At 57.5% G+C, this 20,289-nt stretch carries 22 protein-coding genes; 5 read left to right on the forward strand and 17 right to left on the reverse strand.

All coding sequences use genetic code 11. From position 1 onward, the window contains the following. Positions 1-15 precede the first annotated feature (15 nt). The 3 genes from PZBJ_RS10635 to PZBJ_RS10645 are packed head-to-tail and all read right to left on the reverse strand — an operon-like array spanning position 16 to position 1,714. The gene (locus tag PZBJ_RS10635) at positions 16-669 is read right to left on the reverse strand and encodes a DUF799 domain-containing protein (protein ID WP_101762457.1); all 654 of its coding nucleotides are present in this window, start codon (positions 667-669) and stop codon (positions 16-18) included. Beyond that, positions 666-1,025 (reverse strand): DUF4810 domain-containing protein, encoded by a 360-nt coding sequence (locus tag PZBJ_RS10640; RefSeq protein WP_101762458.1) that lies wholly within the window; start codon positions 1,023-1,025, stop codon positions 666-668. Before PZBJ_RS10640 ends, PZBJ_RS10635 begins: the two co-directional genes overlap by 4 nt. An 11-nt stretch (positions 1,026-1,036) precedes the next feature. Next, a complete protein-coding gene (locus PZBJ_RS10645; RefSeq protein ID WP_101762459.1) occupies positions 1,037-1,714 on the reverse strand; it encodes a CsgG/HfaB family protein in 678 nt (225 codons plus the stop codon). Positions 1,715-1,868: 154 nt separating this feature from the next. Between PZBJ_RS10645 and PZBJ_RS10650 the strand changes: the two genes are divergently transcribed. After that, positions 1,869-2,288 (forward strand): cell envelope integrity TolA C-terminal domain-containing protein, encoded by a 420-nt coding sequence (locus tag PZBJ_RS10650; protein ID WP_101762460.1) that lies wholly within the window; start codon positions 1,869-1,871, stop codon positions 2,286-2,288. Here PZBJ_RS10650 and qhpR read toward each other — a convergent pair. Both qhpR and PZBJ_RS10660 read right to left on the reverse strand, forming a co-directional pair. Beyond that, positions 2,218-3,309 (reverse strand): AraC-like transcriptional regulator QhpR, encoded by a 1,092-nt coding sequence (gene qhpR, locus PZBJ_RS10655; RefSeq protein WP_101762461.1) that lies wholly within the window; start codon positions 3,307-3,309, stop codon positions 2,218-2,220. The two genes, PZBJ_RS10650 and qhpR, sit on opposite strands and share 71 nt — an antisense overlap. A 151-nt stretch (positions 3,310-3,460) precedes the next feature. Further along, complete coding sequence (locus PZBJ_RS10660) at positions 3,461-4,465, reverse strand: phosphotransferase enzyme family protein (RefSeq protein WP_101762462.1); 1,005 nt, start codon at positions 4,463-4,465, stop codon at positions 3,461-3,463. Between the two features lie 259 nt (positions 4,466-4,724). Between PZBJ_RS10660 and eat the strand changes: the two genes are divergently transcribed. Beyond that, on the forward strand, positions 4,725-6,089 hold the full coding sequence (eat, locus tag PZBJ_RS10665) for an ethanolamine permease (protein ID WP_101762463.1): 1,365 nt from the start codon (positions 4,725-4,727) through the stop codon (positions 6,087-6,089). Positions 6,090-6,371: 282 nt separating this feature from the next. Here eat and mak read toward each other — a convergent pair whose 3' ends face one another. Beyond that, complete coding sequence (gene mak, locus PZBJ_RS10680; protein WP_101762464.1) at positions 6,372-7,283, reverse strand: fructokinase; 912 nt, start codon at positions 7,281-7,283, stop codon at positions 6,372-6,374. Between the two features lie 145 nt (positions 7,284-7,428). On the opposite strand from mak, the gene rdgC reads away from it, so the two are divergent. Continuing rightward, on the forward strand, positions 7,429-8,340 hold the full coding sequence (gene rdgC, locus PZBJ_RS10685) for a recombination-associated protein RdgC (protein ID WP_101762465.1): 912 nt from the start codon (positions 7,429-7,431) through the stop codon (positions 8,338-8,340). 127 nt (positions 8,341-8,467) lie between these two features. Here rdgC and ppnP read toward each other — a convergent pair whose 3' ends face one another. The 7 genes from ppnP to aroL form a co-directional block, all read right to left on the reverse strand. Further along, the gene (ppnP, locus tag PZBJ_RS10690) at positions 8,468-8,752 is read right to left on the reverse strand and encodes a pyrimidine/purine nucleoside phosphorylase (protein WP_101762466.1); all 285 of its coding nucleotides are present in this window, start codon (positions 8,750-8,752) and stop codon (positions 8,468-8,470) included. A gap of 104 nt (positions 8,753-8,856) precedes the next feature. Next, positions 8,857-9,534 carry an AroM family protein gene (locus PZBJ_RS10695; protein WP_101762467.1) on the reverse strand — a complete coding sequence of 226 codons (678 nt, stop codon included), beginning with the start codon at positions 9,532-9,534 and terminating at the stop codon, positions 8,857-8,859. Beyond that, complete coding sequence (locus PZBJ_RS10700; protein ID WP_101762468.1) at positions 9,534-10,466, reverse strand: DUF1177 domain-containing protein; 933 nt, start codon at positions 10,464-10,466, stop codon at positions 9,534-9,536. The genes PZBJ_RS10695 and PZBJ_RS10700 overlap by 1 nt, the downstream gene beginning before the upstream one ends. A gap of 15 nt (positions 10,467-10,481) precedes the next feature. Continuing rightward, positions 10,482-12,041 (reverse strand): OPT/YSL family transporter, encoded by a 1,560-nt coding sequence (locus tag PZBJ_RS10705; protein WP_101762469.1) that lies wholly within the window; start codon positions 12,039-12,041, stop codon positions 10,482-10,484. A 189-nt stretch (positions 12,042-12,230) separates the two neighbouring features. Further along, entirely contained in the window at positions 12,231-12,983 is a 753-nt protein-coding gene (locus PZBJ_RS10710; protein WP_101762470.1) for an IclR family transcriptional regulator, read from the reverse strand. Positions 12,984-13,340: 357 nt separating this feature from the next. Then, complete coding sequence (locus PZBJ_RS10715; protein WP_101762471.1) at positions 13,341-13,532, reverse strand: YaiA family protein; 192 nt, start codon at positions 13,530-13,532, stop codon at positions 13,341-13,343. A 108-nt stretch (positions 13,533-13,640) separates the two neighbouring features. Beyond that, complete coding sequence (aroL, locus tag PZBJ_RS10720; RefSeq protein WP_101762472.1) at positions 13,641-14,165, reverse strand: shikimate kinase AroL; 525 nt, start codon at positions 14,163-14,165, stop codon at positions 13,641-13,643. A gap of 283 nt (positions 14,166-14,448) precedes the next feature. Between aroL and PZBJ_RS10725 the strand changes: the two genes are divergently transcribed. Beyond that, on the forward strand, positions 14,449-15,141 hold the full coding sequence (locus tag PZBJ_RS10725; RefSeq protein ID WP_101762473.1) for a DUF2076 domain-containing protein: 693 nt from the start codon (positions 14,449-14,451) through the stop codon (positions 15,139-15,141). On the opposite strand, the gene PZBJ_RS10730 is transcribed toward PZBJ_RS10725, so the two are convergent. After that, positions 15,142-15,585 carry a YaiI/YqxD family protein gene (locus PZBJ_RS10730; protein WP_008106050.1) on the reverse strand — a complete coding sequence of 148 codons (444 nt, stop codon included), beginning with the start codon at positions 15,583-15,585 and terminating at the stop codon, positions 15,142-15,144. 147 nt (positions 15,586-15,732) lie between these two features. On the opposite strand from PZBJ_RS10730, the gene proC reads away from it, so the two are divergent. Beyond that, positions 15,733-16,545, forward strand: coding sequence for a pyrroline-5-carboxylate reductase (proC, locus tag PZBJ_RS10735; protein ID WP_101762474.1), 813 nt, complete (start codon positions 15,733-15,735; stop codon positions 16,543-16,545). A 153-nt stretch (positions 16,546-16,698) separates the two neighbouring features. Here proC and PZBJ_RS10740 read toward each other — a convergent pair whose 3' ends face one another. The 3 genes from PZBJ_RS10740 to PZBJ_RS10750 all read right to left on the reverse strand — a co-directional run bounded on the left by PZBJ_RS10740 (position 16,699) and on the right by PZBJ_RS10750 (position 20,289). Then, a complete protein-coding gene (locus PZBJ_RS10740) occupies positions 16,699-18,228 on the reverse strand; it encodes an FAD-dependent oxidoreductase (RefSeq protein ID WP_101762475.1) in 1,530 nt (509 codons plus the stop codon). Between the two features lie 125 nt (positions 18,229-18,353). Next, positions 18,354-19,523 carry an N-acetylglucosamine-6-phosphate deacetylase gene (locus tag PZBJ_RS10745; protein WP_101762476.1) on the reverse strand — a complete coding sequence of 390 codons (1,170 nt, stop codon included), beginning with the start codon at positions 19,521-19,523 and terminating at the stop codon, positions 18,354-18,356. Further along, a complete protein-coding gene (locus tag PZBJ_RS10750) occupies positions 19,516-20,289 on the reverse strand; it encodes a glucosamine-6-phosphate deaminase (RefSeq protein ID WP_101762477.1) in 774 nt (257 codons plus the stop codon). Before PZBJ_RS10750 ends, PZBJ_RS10745 begins: the two co-directional genes overlap by 8 nt.

Below are 20,289 nucleotides of genomic sequence, written 5' to 3' on the forward strand. Positions count from 1 at the left end.
ATTCACTGCATTCTTTTATCGCGTACTCACCAACTTATAACGGGGGCCGGCCAGCAAACCGCCCTGCTCGTTCTGCGCCAACAGACGGGCGCTGGTCACACCGGCGATGGTGTGTGCCTTATCCGACACATTGCTGGCAATCTGCTTGATTGCCGCTGACACCAACATGCCAATGATACCGCCATTATTGTTGTTGCCATCTTCCGCGTCGCTGGCGGTGGCAATGCCTTGCCACAGCTCTTTACCGCTGCGCAAATCCACCAGACGCGCCGTCGCCGACACCCTGGTCACGCTCTGGATCACCTGATAGCTGCTGCCGTAATCGGTCACTGAAATGTACAGCGCGCTGTCGGCGTGGAAGATGTCATGCAGACGCTGCGGGCTGACAGCCTGAATTTCATGGCCGTTGGTCAATCCGTTCTGCTGGAAGGTTTCATCCACCACCGCCACCGGGAACACGTAATAGCCCGCTTCCGCCAGCGGACGTGTCACCAGCGAGGTGAAGCTGTTCGCCGCGTTCACATCCGGCGCGCGGTTATCCGCAGGCAACACCAGAATTGAGGCCGGCTTGCTGGCGCGGAAGGCGCTGTAATCGTACGGTTTTTTATGCGCGCAGCCGGTCAATAGCAACGTGGCCAGCACGCCCAAAGACACAATCAGCTTGTTCACTGGGCAACTCCTTGTTTTTTCTTCATCAGAAAGTCCATATAGGGCGCCGATTCCGGGAACAGCTGCTTCTCGGTGGCAAACTGGCCGAAGGCTTTATCGGTAGCACCGGTTTTGGCGTACAGCAGGCCGAGCTGCGCGTGCAGGCCCGGCGCAACCGGTTTGTTGACCGATTTGGCTTTTTCAATATCCAGATTCAGTGCTTCGATCTGCTTCTGCGGATCGCTATCTTTTTTGTAATAGCTGTAGATCTGCTGCTGGTAATCGCCCCAGTAATAGATCGGTTCCGGCCCTTTTGGCGCACAGCCTGCCAGCACACCCGCAGCGATCAGCGCCGCACTCAGTTGCAACCCTTTCATGCTCAATATCCTTATTTCGCCGGACGCCATGCGCCACTGTTAATGCCATCCACTAAATGATCTACCGCTTCACGAATCGCCAGATCCATCACTTTGCCGTTGAGAGTGGAGTCATAGCTGGCGGTGCCGCCGAAACCGACGATCTCACGCGCTGACAGCTTGAATTCACCCGCGCCCTGCGCGCTGTACACCACTTCTGAGGTGGTGACATCCACCACATTCAGGTTGACTTTGGCATAGGCGATCTGGTTCTTACCGCGCCCCAAAATGCCCCACAGCTGCTGATCGCCCACTTCTTTGCGACCAAATTCGGTGATATCGCCGGTGATGATGTAAGTTGCACCTTTGATGTTCTGCTCGCTCTTCTTAAAGCCGGCTTCCTGCTGCAACTCTTTCAGGTTGCTGCGATCCAGCACGTTGAAGCGATTGGTCTGCTGCAGGTGCGTGACCAAAATGGTTTTCGACTGATTGCCAAGACGATCCACGCCATCGGAGAAGATGCCGTTCATGTACGAGGAGCGATTATCAAACTGGCCAACCGCAATCGGGCTGCGCACGCCCTGATACGCGGGCTGGCTGGCCGCACGTACCTGTGGCGCTTCAATGGCGCGTGACGATTCGGTCGCGCAGCCGCTGAGCAGCGTGGCGCTTAACAAGGAGAGTGCCGCAAGGGCATATTTTTTCTGCATTTCTAATCCATGAATCAAAAGGAGATAAAGCCGCGAGGCTGCGGCAAATTCTGGTTCTGCCGATAGTCAGAGTAATGCCATAGCATTGGTTGAGTCGGTCTGTAGACTGTCGGCAGTGAGGGAGAGGAACTTTAGTGAAAACACAGGCATATTAATGAATTTAATTAATCGAATGGCGGGATTATTGGGCGGGTTAATGATTATTGCGACGCTCAGCGCTTGTCAGCATTCTCAGCCAAAGCAACAGGATAGCATCGCCAACCTGTGTCAGCCGCAGAGCGCACCGGGCAGCGCATCCTGCAAATGGACTGATGAGATGCAGCATCAGCTCAACCAGCATTTCCGCGATGCGCGCCGTTATGCCGGTCAGCAATGTCTGGTGCGGCTTGAGTGGCAAAACAGCGGGCGCTACGCGGTGACGCAGACGCAAGGCGACGAAACGCTGTGCCTGCGCGCCTGGCAGTTGATTGGTCAAAGCAAAGATTTACCGCCGCCGCCGGACGCTAGCCAGCCAGCGTGGTTCGGTTTTGCCCCGGCAACGCCGAGCCATCCTGGCGCCACTGGCGCGGGCTGATGCCAAACCAGCGGCGGAAGGCGCGGGAGAAGGCGCTGACTTCGGAATAGCCGAGCAGCAGCGCCATCTCTGAGATCGGCAGCTGCTTCTGTTGCAGATAGTGCGTCGCCATCTCGCAGCGCACCTTGTCCACCAGCGCCGTGAAACTGATGCCTTCTTCACGCAGCCGCCGTTGCAGCGACCAGCTCGACAAGCCCATTTTTTCGGCAATCTCTTCCAGCACCGGTTCGCCCTGCATCAGTGAAAGATTGACCTGCGATCGCGCCTGCTCCACCACGCTTTGCAGGCTGGCACAACTGTTCAGGCGGCGGATAGCATCCTGCATCACCATCAGCAACATCGGATCTTGTTCCGGCATGCTGCGCAGCAGATCGCGTTTCGGGATCAGTAATGAGTTGAACGGTTGATCAAACCACACCGGCGCATCAAATACTTTGCAGTGCTCGTGCCACTGCTCCGGGCGCGGATGTTCGAAGTGCACTTCACGCGGTGCCCAGTTTTTGCCGGCAACGTGGCGGATCAAGTTGAGGAACATGCCGAGCGTCAGCTCCGCATCCTGACGTCTGGAGAGGATCGCACCGTGGCGCACCTGATAATCGAGCCGCCAGCACTCGCCTTTATCCACCAGCCGCGTCAGCGTGTCGTGCTGATGCCACGGAAAGGCATTCACCACGTTGTGCAGCGCCTGCTCAAGCGTGGGCGAACAGAGGCCGATATACCCAATCAAGCCTAATGACTGCGGTTTGAACTGCTTGCCGTAATGCAAACCGAAGTTATCAAAACCGGAATGACGCGCTGCCTCTTCCATCACGCGGCAGTAGTTCACCAAACCCAGGCTTAGCGTGGGGCTCGCCAGCAGTTCGGAGTTGATGCCGCTGATGCCAAAAATACGATCGACATCGCCGCCTTTGTCAGTGATAAACCCGCTCAGTCCGGTGGCCGCCGCCGCCAAAACGCCGCGGTTGCTGGCGCTGACGGACAAGGCGCTCAAGGCTTCAGTGGGTGTTATGAGTGATTGCATCGGAACCTCTGCGTGTGGCGCGAGTGAAACAGGTTGAGGATTCCAGCAATATTCGTACCAGGCGGATGATTTGCGGATTTTGTCGCAGGGTCGCCATGAATGGCGACCTTTGCTGCGCCGCGACAGCGCAAAGCTGCTCACTGCTGGTGCATCAGACGCCAACTGGCAGCTGATTGGTTTCCAGATAACGTCGGCAGAGGCGCACCGAGTGATCGGCCCAGCGCGGCCCAAGGCTCAATGCCATTTCCGTTTCCGCGTGTGATCCCATCCACGCCGTCATCTGAATGCGGCGCTGGATCAGCAGCGTCGGCACCAGCGCCATCTCGTCATCACTGATGTGCGCCACTTTTTCGTAACCGAGGATCCAGTTATCCACCCATTCGGCGGCGCGAGGGTGGTGCTCTACAAAACTGATCGCCGCCGCCAGATCGTGCAGATACCAGCCGAGTCCGCAGTCATCAAAGTCGATCACCCGCGTTTCGCCTTTATGCAGCAGCAGGTTGGTCAGACGCAGATCGGCGTGGATCAAACCATAACGATCCGCCCCTTTGCCAAAGCCCTGCAGCTCCTGCCCGACGCGCGCTACCGCTTCGGCGACGATGCCGTGATCGGCCGGATTGAGGTTCGGCGCGTCCTGCCAGCGTCCCCAATGGCTATGATCGCTAACCATAGTGTGATGATCCCAGATGATGCGCTGAAAACCGGCCGGTCTCTGCCAGCTGCGGCTGTGCTGATGCAGGCGCGCGGTGATGTGACCCAGCTGCTGAAACGCTTTGGGATCGACATCGGTGGTGGGCATGTCACCCTCAATCCAGTGGAACAACACGGCGTAGCGCTCAGCGCCGTTTGCCATCGGCAGCGTCAGCACGGTCTCACCCTCACTGGCCGGGATCGCCTGCGGCACCATGATGCCAATGTCACGCAGCGCATCCAGCCACAGCAGCTCGCTCTGAATGTCCGCTTTGCTGTGATAGTTAGGACGATGCAGACGCAGCGCGTAGCGTTTGCCCGCCGCCTGCAACAGGAAGGTGGCATTTTCCGAGCGGCACAGCAGCTTGAGTTCGCCGCGCAGTGCCGCGGGATAACGGGCCAGCGCCTGATGCGCCAGCAGGGTGATTTCAGTATCGGTTAAGGTATCGGACTGTTCGGCACTCATTCATCAATCTCCAGCATCAAGCAAGTGGTATCAGCATGGGATGACGTCGTCCTGACTGCTTGACCGCAGACAACCCAAAGTTGACCGCAGCGTGCATCTGGCACTTTTCTTGCCTCAGAGTTGACCGTGGAGGACAAAACTCACTGCGCCCGCGTCAAGTTTTCCCGCGCCCGGCAGCGGCATTATCACTTCACTGTAGCGCAAAGATAAAAAAGCGCGGTGAAGCTGCCGCACCAACAATGACGACGGGGAGAAGATGATGACGAATAAGCTCAAACCCACGCTGGGCACCCTGCATTTGTGGGGCATTGCGGTTGGACTGGTGATTTCCGGGGAATATTTTGGCTGGAGTTACGGCTGGGGCGTGGCGGGCACGCTAGGGTTTCTGATCACCACCGCGATGATCGCCACCATGTATACCTGCTTCATTTTCAGCTTTACCGAACTGACCACCGCGATACCGCATGCGGGCGGTCCGTTTGCCTATAGCCGCCGCGCGTTCGGTGAAACCGGCGGCTTGATCGCGGGCCTCGCCACGCTGATTGAGTTCGTGTTCGCACCGCCGGCGATCGCCATGGCGATTGGCGCTTACCTCAACGTGCAATATCCCGATCTCAATCCGAAAACCGCCGCGGTCGGCGCCTATATCGTCTTCATGACGCTGAACATTCTCGGCGTTAAGCTGGCGGCGATGTTCGAATTTGTGGTCACGGTGCTGGCGGTTCTGGAGCTGCTGGTGTTTATGGGCGTGGTGTCGCCGGGCTTCAGCATCGCCAACTTTGCCGCTAACGGCTGGGCGGGCAGCGATCACTTCGGCATGCCGGCGATGTCTGGCATCTTTGCCGCGATTCCGTTCGCCATCTGGTTCTTCCTGGCGATTGAAGGCGCGGCGATGGCGGCCGAAGAGGCCAAAGATCCCAAACGCACTATTCCCAAAGCCTATATCACCGGCATTTTGACGCTGGTGGTGTTGGCGATTGGCGTGATGCTGCTGGCCGGTGGCGCTGGCGACTGGCGCAAGCTGTCGGACATCAACGATCCGCTGCCGCAGGCAATGAAGATGATTGTCGATGAAAACTCCAACTGGATGCACATGCTGGTGTGGATCGGTCTGTTTGGCCTGATTGCCAGCTTCCACGGCATTATTCTCGGCTATTCGCGCCAGTTCTTCGCCCTCGCCCGCGCCGGTTATCTGCCGCAAAGTCTGGCGAAGCTGTCGCGCTTTCAGACGCCGCACCGCGCGATTATCGCCGGCGGTTTGATTGGCATCGCCGCGATCTATAGCGATGGTTTCATTAATCTGCAAGGCATGACGCTGACCGCTGCGATGATCACCATGGCGGTGTTCGGCGCGATTGTGATGTATCTGATGAGTATGCTGAGCCTGTTTAAACTGCGTCGCACTGCGCCAGAGATGGAACGCAGCTTCCGTGCGCCTGGCTATCCGATTGTGCCGGGCATTGCGCTGGTGCTGTCGCTGGTGTGTCTGGTGGCGATGCTGTGGTTCAACCCGGTGATTGGCGGCTTGTTTGTGGCGATTATGGCGGTGGGATATGTCTACTTCCTGGCGACGAAAGCCCAGCGCGATAACGCGCCGCAGGATTCGATGTTAGTGGGTGAGTGAGTGGGTTAGTGCTGGCTGTCCCCCATCCCGGCCTTCCCCCGCAAGCGGGGGAAGGAGACGCTGCCACATGCAGCTTCCTCACTGACATGTGGCAGCATCTTCCTCCCCCATTGGTGGAAGTGTGCACGCTGTCCCCCATCCCGGCCTTCCCCCGCAAGCGGGGGAAGGAGACGCTGCCACATGCAGCATCCAAACTCACATATAGCAGCATCTTCCTCCCCCATTGATGGGGGAGGACCGAGGAGGGGGACAGCAAGCACTAACCGAGGTGCGTGCCAGAAACTACCCTTTCAACGGCCACAACCACGCCGCCCCGCGCACGCCGCTCGAATCGCCATGTACCGCCTTCAGCACTGGCGTTTCACACTCGCGGCCAAACACCCACTGCTTCATCAGCGCCGGCACGGTTTGGTACAGGCGATCGTTGTTACTCATGCCGCCGCCCAACACAATCACATCGGGATCCAGCAGATTCACGACCTGCGCCAGTGATTTCGCCAGACGCATTTCGTAGCGATTCATCGCCAGTTCCGCCACCGGATCCTGCTGCTCAATCAGCTTGATGATCTCCGCGCCTTTCAGCGCTTTACCGCTCAGACGCTGATAATCGATAGCGAAGCCGGTACCCGATACAAAGGTCTCAATGCAGCCCTGCAAGCCACAGTAACAGGGCACTTCCGCGCGGTGGCGCAGTTCATCTTCATCCATCCACGGCAGCGGATTGTGGCCCCACTCACCGGCATTGCCGTTACCGCCAATGCGCGACTCACCGCCAATCGCTACACCCGCGCCCGATCCGGTGCCGATAATCACCGCAAACACCAGCGGCTGACCCGCGCCGGCCCCATCCACCGCTTCGGAAACCGCCAGACAATTCGCGTCGTTGGCGATGCGCACGTCACGATTCAGCGCCTGCGCTAAATCCTTATCCAGCGGCTGACCGTTCAGCCAGGTGGAATTCGCATTCTTCACCCGCTGCGTGTAAGGCGAAATCGTGCCGGGAATGCCAATGCCAACCGTGCCCTGCTGGCCGGTTTTCTCCTCCGCCAGCAGCACTAATTCGACAATCGCCTGAACCGTGGCAGCGTAGTCGTCACGCGGGGTGTTAACGCGATGACGGAACAGCTCCTGACCCTGATCAGACAGTGCAATCACTTCAATTTTGGTTCCGCCTAAATCAATCCCGATACGCACGATTTATTCCTCATTATTCGTTCTGGTGACAAATACAGTAGAAGGCTGAATCGGGAAAGGCAATGAAACCAATCCGATGTTTCGCTATCATGCGCGCTGACTTTGAGACTTGTGCGCCCGATCGCACCCACGGTAAGGAATCCCGATGTTGTGGTTTAAAAATATGATGGTTTATCGTCTGAATCGTGACATTCCGCTGTCCGCAGACGATCTGGAAAAACAGCTCGACGCCTTTACCTTTTCGCCGTGTGGCAGCCAGGATATGGCGAAAACCGGCTGGGTTTCACCGATGGGCAACCGCAGCGAAGCGCTGACGCACGAAATCAACGGTCAGATGGTGATTTGTGCACGCACCGAGCAGAAGATTCTGCCGTCGCCGGTGGTGAAGCAGGCGCTGGAAGCCAAAATCGACAAGCTGGAGGCGGAACAGAGCCGCAAGCTGAAGAAGACCGAGAAAGATTCGCTGAAAGATGAAGTGCTGCACAGCTTGCTGCCACGCGCGTTTAGCCGTTTCAGCCAGACGTATATGTGGATCGACACCGTTAACAATCTGATCATCGTCGACTGTGCCAGCGCCAAAAAAGCCGAAGACACGCTGGCGCTGCTGCGTAAAAGCCTCGGTTCGCTGCCGGTGGTACCGCTGACGCTGGAGAATCCGATCGAGCTGACGCTGACCGAATGGGTGCGCTCAGGTGAGCTGCCAGCAGGTTTTGCCCTGATGGATGAAGCCGAGCTGAAAGCCATGCTGGAAGATGGCGGCGTGATCCGCTGTAAGAAGCAGGATCTGATTTCCGACGAAATCGCTACACACATTGAAGCCGGTAAAGTGGTCACCAAGCTAGCGCTTGACTGGCAGGAACGCATTCAGTTCGTTATTGCCGATGATGCTTCAGTGAAGCGTTTGAAGTTCAGCGACACGCTGCGTGAGCAGAATGATGACATCGACCGCGATGATTTCGCCCAGCGTTTCGATGCCGATTTTATTCTTATGACCAGCGAACTGGCCGCGCTGATCGGCAATCTGGTCGAAGCGTTAGGCGGCGAAGCGAAGCGTTAATCCTCTCGATCCTGATCGCCATTAAGGGTGACCCTACGACAAACCAGCAGGATTTTCGTGGGTCGAGCAATAAAAAAACCTGCGCTTCAACAGAAGTCGCAGGTTTAAGATGTTCTAAAGCTTGAGTTTAGAGGTAGCGGCACAGATAAGAAGAAGGCTCTGCCACCTGCAGATGGAATTCGCTTTGGCCTGGCACGTTGAAGCTGGTGCCGGCTTCGTACCATTTCCACTCGGTTTCGCCCGGCAGCAGCACTTTCAGCGCGCCGCTCACCACCGTCATCTCTTCCGGTTGATTGGTGCCGAAGGTGTATTCACCTTCCGCCATCACGCCAACGCTGGCACGGCCAATGGTCACGCTGTCGAAACCAATGGATTTCACTTTTCCGTCGAAATACTCACTTGTATTGAGCATATTACTTCCTCACAGCACATTATCGTGACTGGCAGATTACTAAGGAACTCGCTGATCTGTCACGCGAATTAGCGCCACAGATCGCAACTTGTGATCTCCCTGCGTTAGACGATTAATTCTGCCGCCAGCTTGGCCACCAGCACGTTCGACAGCAGTACCGGAATGCCCAGCATTTTCTGCAGGAAATCGCGGTGCTGCTGGTGATAGCCGATGCAATCCAGCACCACCACATCCGCGCCCTGCTCCTGCAGCGACAATCCCGCTTCCACCAAATCGGCCTGCTCCGCCAGATACGGGCTGGCAACGGCAAAACACGGCGGAGTGATCAAGTTGCGCCACTTGTTGGCCTGCTCGGCAATCTGCTCTTCCACCGGCACCACAATCCCGACTTTATGATCTTGCACAATCGCGCGTACCAGCGGTGGGATGATGCGATCGGGCTCCAGCAGCAGAGCGGATTGGGTTTTCAGCGCGCCAAACTCGCCGGTGCACAGCAGCAAAATGGTGTCATAGCCCTGCTGCTCCAGCGCGTTGATCTTACGTTGCAGTCCCAGCTCCACTTTTGCTACGGACAGGCGCACCTGCTCGCCGCTGGTCATACGCGATACCAGCACCTTGTCACCCGGCGCGGGCGCATACTGCAGCTCAACTTCGGCTAGCGTCAGGCCGTCGAGTAAACCGGCATGCGCCACCTGATCGGCGGGCAGATGTTCCAGCAGCAGCGGCAGAATGTCGCTACGCGGTGATTGACCAATCGTCAGTGTGACCAGGGAGATGTTCATCAGGCTTTCCGGGTACGCAGATGGCTGAGACTACCATACAAAGAGAGCAGCAGAGCGTACTCTTGCGGGTCGTAGAAGTGACAGGTTTCACGCCCGAACTCTTTCGCAACTTCCACCGCAAACTTCACCGCTAAGGCGATATCCACTTCATGGCTGGCGCCGGTACCGCAGCCCGGCACCACCGATTCGGCACAGATCGCCACGCCGACTACCGGTACATCCGTCGCGGTGGAAGGTTGCAAAATACTGTTGAGGTGATAAACCCCGTTGCCGTATGGCGTGATGTCCTGCGTGGTGATCGGGAAGGTAACCGCCGGTTTGCCGCTGGTCATCTCCATGATGCGTAACAGATCTTCTGACACGCGCAGGATGTAGCCCTCTTTCACCGTCGGCGACAGCGCGTAGCCTTTGTGATTGAGAATACGGTTACCTTTGGTGGTATCGATCGACAGAATCGCATCAACACCAGCGATCACTTCGTTGTCATTCATGGTGATGTCGTCGCACGGCGAATCCATGAAATCGACTGGCTCGTGCGAACGGGTTGGCGCATCCGGGCAGATGTGGGTGGTGATAATCACATCACCGGCCAGCACGTCGCCTTTGGTCTGCATCTGCGCCAGCTTCAACGCGCTGCTCACCGCCGCGACGGCGCCATCGGCATCCGATACCATACCAATGCGCGTTGGACGCGCACCAATACCGCCGAGACGGCCAATGATGCCGAGTGTTGGCGCACTGCCGCCGTTGCTTTTGCCCTGCGCACCGGGGATATCGATGCGGACGAAATCGGTCCGCCCTTTTGGCCCGCTAACGCGTTTCGTGCTGGCGGTGACGCCCGGATAGGCCGCGAACAGATCGACCACCTGTTGGCCATCAATGTAAGCGCTATCGAGTAACTCAAAGACCTGCAGTGTCTGCTGTAAACTCATCATGAATTTCCTGGATTATTTTTTGCTGCCGCTGGCAAAAAGTGAATGGAAGAAGCTGTAGAGCGCGTCGCCCGCGATAAATCCGGCGGCCATCACCTCCATCCGTGAACGTCCACGCTCGCCCCACACGCGCAGGATGATAATGCGCAGCGCGATGCCCACCATCACCGCCCAACCTGCCGCGGCGTTGTTGATTAACAAGCCGGTCGCCAGCAGGACGCCAAGCTGACGTTTTGGTCCGCCGATCAACTGAATAATCGCGCCCGGAATCGCCCACATCAGCAGGTTGCCGGCTATCCCCGGTTCGGCGCCGGCCTGAATGGTTTTGGCATAGACGCGCGCCACCGGCGGCAGCAGATTCTCGGCAAAGAAAATGGTGTGCGCGTACCACACCACGGGAATACAGATCACAAAGGCAATCATCGCGGCGATCAGCTGGATACGGCGACCCCACAGCTCTTGCTGCACATCGGCACCGTTACCGCGCAGGATAAAGCCGGCTTTCAGGTCATAACCCATATCGGCAAACGCCGGACCGGTAGCGGCGGTAAAACCACACAGCAGGCACAACGCCAACGGCGGGAAGCCGAGCAGAATACCGAGAATCAGGGTAATCAGCGCCACCGCAAAGGCCGGGAACCAGCCAGAGTGCATGGCGGCGATACCAACAATCAATTCATGCACGAAGGCAGCAAAGGCGGCGTAAAGGATAAACAGCACCAGCATCGGCAGGCCCATCTGGCTCCACAGACCGCCCGCCAGCGCCAGCAGCGTGGAGATGACGATGTAACCGACGGTGCCGAAACCCAGCGAACGTTTGACTTCGCTGTCGCTACGGCTGACGTTGACCTGATCATTGCGGCGGCTGCGAATCACCTGCACCACCTGAATTAACGCCACCAAACCGGCACCGACCATCACGCCGTGCGGAATATAGAGTGCGTTGATATCAATGCCAGCAACCGGTTGCGCGTAGGCGCGCAGCAGGAAACCCATACCGAGCATGCTGAGCGCCCAGATATTACCGATAAACGCGGTACCAAATGCCGACATCGGGATCTTCAGCATCGAACCCACGATGCCGCCAACAATCCCCACCACCAGCAGCCAAGCCTGACGACCGCCTTTGTCACCGGCTTTGATCGCTTCGGCTGCCGCCACGCCCGGCGGCCACGCATTGCTGGCCGGGAAGACGCGGGTATCAAATAGACGATAGAGTAAATAAGCATCGAGCAGCATCGCCGCGCTGACGCCAACAAACAGCGGCAGCACCAGCTGCGGCTCACCCAGCGCCCACGGCACCGCAATCGGCATCAACAGGCTGTTGGCCGCACCGAAGGTGGCCGAGGAGATGGCGGTTTGCGCGAGGTTTTGTACTTCAATGGAGTGATAGCGACGAAACCATTGCAGCGGAATACGCGCCAGCAGCATGGCAAACAGCGCGCCGATAATAGAGGTATTGGGTGTTACCCCAATGGTGGTAATAAGCTGAACCCCAATGATGGCGCCGGCAACGGACAGCAGAACCAGCATTAAGGCAACGCCAACGCTTTTTATTGGATTATTTTGACGCATGAGATCCCCGTATTTTCACCCTGTAGAAAACGCTTTAATTCGAAGTGCCCGACACGCGGGACATCAACGTTTTTATATTAATCGTTCCCTGATTATTGAAATAAGCAGGTCCGAAGACCTGCTATTTCCCTGGTGTGGCGCGAATAAACGCCTTCAAAACTAAAATAGGGTTTCCTGTTTTGGACAGGATTATGCGCCGTATTTTTCGGCCATCAGTGCAGCCGTTGCGCGTAGTTCGCTGAGCAGCCTCTCCGGATATCCGGGCGCCGCTTCTTGCGATAAAAACGAGAGACAGAGCGCAGCACTTTCACCGCGATGTTTATTGGTTACCGCGACCGCCAGCGAACTGATGCCCGGCAGCGTCTCATTGCGCGCCAGTGCCCAGCCTTGCTGGCGAATTACCGCTAACTCTTTGCATAACGCATCGACGCTCAGCGGCGAGTTCATCGAAGCCGCCTGCCAGTTGCTGGCAAAACGTTCGCGAACCTCGTCATCACTGAGCTGCGCCAGTAGCACGCGTCCGGTCGAAGTGCCGGTTAATGAAACGCGCGAGCCCGGCGGCGTCACCAACTGGGTGAAGAAGCGGCCGTGATACATGCGCATCACCAGCACATCGTCGCCATCCAACACCGAGATATAACCCATGCAACCGCTGCTGGCCGCCAGGCGCGCCATCGGCGCCGACGCGCTATCCACTAGCGGCGTCGACAGATAGTGACCCGCCACCGACAACAGCACGCGACCAATCTGGAAGCAGCGACTTTCAGTGTCACGCTCAAGTAAGCCTTCACTCTCCATGGTCGCTAACAGGCGCGAGACCGTGCTTTTCGGCATGCCTAACGCATCCACCACCTCGGTAAAGGTCAAGCCGGGATGGCCCTGCGTCACGCCAAAGCGCTGAAACAGCTTCAGTACAGCGGAGGCATTTTCGAGTGTGGTCATGGCGTTGGTTTCACTATATGGAACACAGTTCCTCTTTCAATAACCAGAAAGTAAAGCGCGACGCTTTGACGGTCAAGCGCAAATTTTAAGCCGGACGTTTCTGAGGGAATTTAAGGCAGAATAAAATACGGCGTGAAGTGGGAAATAAATGACGTAATCAGGTGAGTTAAATATTCCGCAGGAAAGTGTGTAACTTTTTTGGAATATTGCAGTTTTTCGGCTGAATTCTTTACCCTATAGAGTTCAAGTTGCAGGGAGGCGGCAAATGGGTGAATCCCCCAGGAGCTTACTTAGGTAAGTGACTGGGGTGAACACATGCAGCCAACGCACCTGCAGCTTGAAATATGACGGGTAAACTTAATCTTTTTCAGCGTCTTCGTAGCGCTCTTTGGCATCTTGCGCTTCGGTTTCGCTTTTGTGTTCGCTTATTAATGTATCGGGTTTGGGATGGTCGGCACGCAATTCATACCAGGTGACGGTTTGATCCGCCGAACCTTTTTCAACGGCGACAATACGCGCGACGCGCGGATAGGGTGGTTTCGTTGGCATTGTTTTCCCTCTTCTATCAGTTGTCCACAGACAGCGGTGATCCTCTGCCTAACGCTAAGTATAGACAACTGAGGATCGCTGCAAAGAAACAGAGAGAAATCTGAGGGTTTAGCTGGCGCGCGCTAAAGAGAGCGATTGCAGAATTTGCTCTACTACGCGATCGGGCGATTGCATCGCGTTGACTTCATGATGCGCGGTTTGGCGATACAAATGAGCACGCTCACGCAAAATATCGCCCATCTCTTCGGCAATCGGGCGGCCGGTTAAGGTGGGACGCTGCGCGGCTTCCGGCTGATGTTCCAGACGATCGGCCAGCACGTCTGCAGGCGCGTTCAGCCAAATCACCTGGCCGTGTTCGCGCATAAAGCGACAATTCACTTCCGCCAACACCATGCCGCCGCCGGTGGCGATGACCGTATTCGGAGCGGTGACCGCGCGCAGCGATTCCGTTTCGCGGGCGCGGAAGCTATCCCACCCTTCAGATGCGACAATCTCCGCCACGCTGCGTTGCGTAGTGAGTTGCAAATAGTGATCGGTATCGTTGAAGACATAGCCCAGCGCTTGCGACAGCGCCTGGCCAACCGTGGTTTTACCGCAACCGCGTGCGCCGATCAGATAGATGGGTAATGACATCCGGGCTCATCCTCCGCCGTAATGTGCCGCACGGGCAACGTCATCAGGTCAATAATGCGTCGCATAATACCTGGATTTTATTTTATCAGCCACCCGCGAGGCACGATTTACGCGTATTTCAGTCACATCCTAAGCTAGTCGTTTGATTAAGCTGCAAAAAACAATGCATGAATCGTGCATCGGGCCAAATGTAACAGCGGCCAACATTTCCTTACCAGGCCGCTGATTTACTTTCTCTGGTCGCGCCCTCATATATGAGGCATACCTTAACGGAGGGTTCCCCATGCAAAGCGAAGAACAACAACTTATTGAAAACCTGTTCAGCCGACTGAAACAGGCTGAGACGCAAAGCGGCCCGCGTGATGCTGGCGCAGAGCAGTTAATCAAACAGCATTTACAGAATCAGCCCGGCGCGCCTTACTACATGTCACAGGCGATCCTTATTCAGGAAGCGGCGCTGAAAAAGCTTAATGCGCAGGTTACGGATCTGGAAAATCGTCTGGCGCAGGCGCAGCAGCAACAGGCACCGCAGCAGAGCAGCGGCGGTTTTCTTTCCAGCCTGTTTGGTGGCGGATCGCGCCCGGCGGCGCAACAACAGCCAGCGTGGGGGAATCCACCGCCGCAGCCACAACAGCAATATGCGCCACCACAGCAGCAATCTGCTGCGCCTGCGGCACGCGGCACCGGCTTCCTCGGCGGCGCATTGCAGACGGCCGTTGGCGTGGCGGGCGGCGTGGTGATGGCGGATATGCTGACCAGCATGTTCCACCATTCGCAGCCGGAAGAGATCGTTAACATCATCAACGAACCGGCGCTGCCGCAGGTCGATAACAGCCTCGACACCTTTAACGGCAACGACAGCAACAATGCGTTCCTGAATGATAACTCGGGCTGGGATAACAACCTGGCGGACAACAATGATTTCGGTGACTTTGGCAGCGGCGGCGACTTTGATGACGATGATAGCTTCGTCTGATCAGCGCTGACGTAACCACTTATCCAGTTCATTGGCGAACAGTTGGCGGTCGCGTTGGCTTAAGGTCGACGGGCCGCCACTCTGAATCCCGCTGGCGCGCATCGTTTCCATAAAGTCACGCATGGTTAAGCGCTGACGAATGGTGTCTGTCGAATAACGCTCTCCGCGCGGATTCAGCGCCGCAGCGCCCTTCTCCAGTACTTCTGCCGCCAGCGGAATATCGCCGGTAATCACCAGCTCGCCGGGTTGCACCCGTTTCACAATCTCGTTATCCGCCACGTCAAACCCGGCAGCAACCTGCAGCGTTTTCAGCCACGGCGACGGCGGCACGCGCAGCGGTTGGTTGGCGACAAAGGTCACGGTAACTTTGGTGCGCTCAGCCGCGCGGTACAGCACTTCTTTGATGACATTGGGACAGGCATCGGCATCAACCCAAATCGACATGATGACTCCTTTTTCACAGACAATGAGGCTGATCTTGCCGTGCTGCGGCAGAATGGCAACTGTTTTTGCTGGCCGCCCGCCTTGTTATTAATCCTCGCTGACGTAAGCTTACTCCCATAGAAAATGAACCACTTAGAGGATAAAGCGATGCTGGATAAAAAAATCGGGTTTGTCGGCTGCGGCAATATGGCGAAAGCCATCATTAGCGGACTGGTCAACAGCGGGCAGATCGCCCCCGCCAATATCTGGGTGTTCGACCGTAAGCCCGCCACCAATCAGGCGGTGGCGCAGCAATATGGCGTCACCGCCGCGGACAGCGTGGAAAGTCTGGCGCGCGAAGTGGATATTCTGTTTGGCGCGGTGAAACCCAATGTGATTCTCAAAGTGCTGAAAGATCTTGCCGGCCAGCTGAAGAAAGATGTGCTGGTGGTCTCGATTGCCGCAGGCGTGACGCTGGATTCTCTGGCATCGGTTCTCGGCCACGATCGCAAAATCATCCGCGTGATGCCCAATACGCCATCACTGGTGAACGAAGGTATGACCTCGGTGACGCCAAACGTGCTGGTGGAAGCGCATGAAGTGGATGAAGTGGTGGGGATTTTTGAAAGCTTCGGCAAAGCGGCGGTGGTAAATGAATACCTGATTCACGCGGTGGTTGGCGTGAGCGGCTCAGCGCCAGCCTATGTGTTTATGTTTATCGAAGCGATGGCCGATGCGGCGGTGCTCGGCGGCATGCCGCGTGCGCAGGCATATCAGTTTGCGGCGCAGGCGGTCAAAGGTTCGGCGCAGATGGTGCTGGAAACCGGCAAGCATCCCGGCGAGCTGAAAGATATGGTGTGCTCGCCAGGCGGCACCACCATCGAAGCGGTGAAAGTGCTGGAAGAGAAAGGCTTCCGCGCCGCGGTGATTAATGCGATGCAGCAGTGTATGGCGAAATCAGAGGCGTTGAGTAAGCAGTGATCGGTGCGCTTTGCCCCTCACCCTAACCCTCTCCCGCAAGCGGGAGAGGGAACTGATCGAGCATGTGGCAAACTCGCGCATGCGGGAGAGGGGTCCGATCGGGCATGTGGCTGCGTCTCCCTCTTCCTGTGGGAGAGGGCCGGGGTGAGGGCATCAGGCCGCTGCGTACGCCTCATACAGCGCAATACCTTGCGCCAGCGTCATGGGCTGCTGCATCTCCTGCACCAGCGCTGCCGTCAGCGTATATAACCCGGCAGAACACACCGCCGCAATCATCCCCTCCTGACAATAGAAAGCGATAAACTGCTTATTCTGTAGCGATCCCAGCAGCCGGTAATTGTCCCACTCTTCCGCATGCCCCAGATACTCATAGCGGGTACCGTAATGCGCGGTCCAGAAGAACGGCACGCGGTCATACAGGTTCTGTTTCCCTAACATATTCAGCGCCGCGATGCGCCCTTGCTGGTGCGCCACGCGATAGTGCTCAATGCGTTGTGGGCCCTGCACCGACGGATAACTGGCGATATCACCGGCCACCCAGATGTTATCGGCCACGCGCAGCTGGCTGTCGGTAAGCAAGCTGCCATCGTCCTCCAGCGGCAGGTCGTGGATGAATGAGGTCGCCGGCACCACGCCCGTGCCAAACAGCACCAGGCTGGCATCAACTTTTTTGCCACTCTTCAGGCGCACGGCAGTGACTTTGCCCTCGCCTTCCAGCGCCACGGGATCGCCTTCGACAAACTTCACGCCGTTGCTGCGATGCAGATCGTAAAAGTGGCGGCCAATCTCTTCGCCAAACTGTTTAGCAAACGGCAGCGGCTGGCGCGCAATCACCGTGACATCAACATCACGATTACGCAGCGAACCTGCCATCTCCATACCGATAAAACTGTTGCCGATAATCACCAGCTGCTCGGTTTTATCCACCTCTTTGAGTAACTCATCGGCCTGATTAAGCGATCGCAGCAGATGCACGCCGTCGAGATCTTTACCCGGTATATCGAGCGGTTGCGGCACGCCGCCGCTGGCAATGAGCAGTTGGTCAAACTTCACTTGCTGACCGCCTTTGAGGATCAGCGTTTGCTCAAGCGCTTTGAGCTGCTCGACATCGCCCTGAATCCGCTCCACCGTGCCCAGCACATCCTGCTGCAGCAGCCTGGGTACATCCTCAATCGCCATTTTGCCGGACGGCACGAATTTGCTCAGTGCGGTGCGATCGTAAGGTGCGGCCGATTCCCGCTCGATCAACACAATATGCCCTTTAAAACCTTCATCGCGCAGCGTCCAGATCGCCGCACTTCCCGCCGCGCCCGAACCGAGAATCACGCATACCGGTGACTCACCTTGTGCGGAGGGCGCACTGGCGGGTGACATCGCCTGCGGGCTGACCAGCACTTTGCCTTGTTCGATGCGCACCGGATAACGCTTGAGATTCGCCAGCGCCAGCGGCTCGCACATCTGCCCATCCTGCAGCTGAAACACCGCTTTGTGCCACGGACAGATCAGCTTGTCGCCACACACCGCGCCCTGCTCTAACGGCGCCCCGGCGTGCGGGCATTTGGCCTGAAACGCCTGCACCCGCTCATCGTCACGAATCAGTACCACATCGGTGTCGCCGACGGTAAATTTGGTGGGTTTGCGCTGTGCCAGCGACTTGAGTTCCACGACAGTTTGATAGCTCACGTTAGGCCTCCTTTCTTGTGGTTTTTGAGGTAATCAGTAAATCCCTACAAAGAGTAAGCCTGGCAAAGCATGGTGATTTGTCCGCATCGACAACGCGCTACGGTAGGTAAGTTATTGTTTATTCGCTAAAGATAATCTTCACCATCCCGCCACACGACAGCGCCTTGCTTCACACAGCCGCGTAAAGCCACGCCGCCGTCCGCCTGAGCAGCCAGCAGCAGCACATCGGCGGGTGCGCCGCAGGCCAAACCTTGTTGCTGCGGCAGATTGAGCTGCCGCGCCGGACGAACAGACGCCATCTCAATCGCCTGCGCCAGCGTCGCCAGCTGATGGCGCAGCAGGAAGTTCACGCCCTCCAGCAAACCACGCGCCGATCCCGCCAGCAGCTGCGGCGCATCGGCGATGCTCAGGCGTCCGCTGGCACTAAGCTGCACGCGGCCGCCAATCGCGGTGTCGTAGATGCCCGGCGGCTGCCCGGCGAACGAGGTGACGTCACTGACCAGCAGCGCCTGCTCGCCTTTGGCACGCAGGAACACTTTCAACACGTCCGCCGGCAGGTGATCGCCATCGGCAATCAACGTGGCCGTCAGCGCATCTTCCGCCAGCTGCTGCCAGATGTAATTGGGATGACGCGGCAGTTGCAGATGCGCGCCGTTGCCGAGATGGGTGGAGAGCGTGGCGCCCGCGTCAACCGCCGCGTGAATTTGCGCTGGCGTGGCGGACGTATGCCCAATGGCGACGCGCACCTGCTGCGCCACACAATGTTTGATCAGCGCATCGCTGTGCGGCCATTCCGGTGACAGCGTGAGCAGGCGAATTTGCTGCTGCGCGGCTTGCTGCCAGCTGTCGAACAGTGCGATATCCGGTGCGCGAATCGCCTCGCGCGGATGCGCACCGCGCGGCCCATCTTCAGGCGACAAAAAAGGTCCTTCCAGATGAAACCCCGAAACGGCGCGTGCCACGTCAGGATGCTGCTGGCGGGCGCTGGCGAGTCGCTGCATCGCCTGCGCAATTTCCTCCGGCATGGCGGTGATCACCGTCGGCAGAAAGCTGGTGACGCCCTGCTGCCACAGCGCGCGCGTGGCGTGCAGCACATCCTCTTCGCTAAAAGGAAAATGGTTAAAATCGACGCCCTGAAAACCGTTAACCTGCAGATCGACCAAGCCCGGCGCGAGGATAATCTCCTCTTCCAGTTTATTCAGCGCGCGCACATCACTGATGGTGCCGTGCTCAATCTCCAGCTCAATCGGTCGCAGCGTGCGGTAATCGCGACCGCGCAAAATGAGGTTAGTCAAAGGTCACCTCCGGGCAGGCATCGCTGTCGGTATAGAGCGTGCAATCGGCATGCTGGCGCAGACACGTCGCCGGACACGCGGTGGAGATCGCATCCTCAAGCGTTGCGCGCACCGCCGCGCGTTTGCTGGCACCCGGCACCATGCAGAACAGCCGCGCACCACTCATCAAGGCGGGAATCGTTAGCGTTACGGCATGCGTCGGTACCGCCTCGACAGTGGCGAAACAGCCATCGTTGACCTGCTGCTGGCGGCAGGTATTATCCAGTTGCACCACCTTAACGGTGATAGGATCGTTGAAGTCGGCCACTGGCGGATCGTTGAAGGCTAAATGGCCGTTCTCGCCAATCCCCAGACACACCGCATCAATCGGTGCAGCGGTAAGTTTTGCCGCGTAATCCGCACAGATCGCGGCAGGATCGCCGCAAGATGGGATCAAGTGAACTTCGCCAGGCTGCACCACATCAAACAGCTTCTGGCGTAAAAAGTGGCTGAAACGCTGCGGCGCATCCGTCTCCAGCCCGATGTACTCGTCCATATGGAAAGCGTGAATACGCGACCAGTCGATATCCGCGGCCGCAACCAGCGCGGCGAGAAACTCGTTTTGCGAGGGCGCGGCGGCAAACACCATGCGCACCACATGCTGTTCACTCAGCCGTTGACGCAGAAACGCGGCCACATCCTGCGCAGCAGCAGCACCTAATGCCGCGCGGCTGGCGAAGCGTTTGATCCGTAAGCGATCTCGGGTTCCCTGTTGTAATAGCGTCAT

Origin of the sequence: Pantoea endophytica (genome assembly GCF_002858935.1) — a bacterium.
In the GTDB taxonomy this organism is placed as follows: Bacteria; Pseudomonadota; Gammaproteobacteria; order Enterobacterales; family Enterobacteriaceae; genus Pantoea; species Pantoea leporis.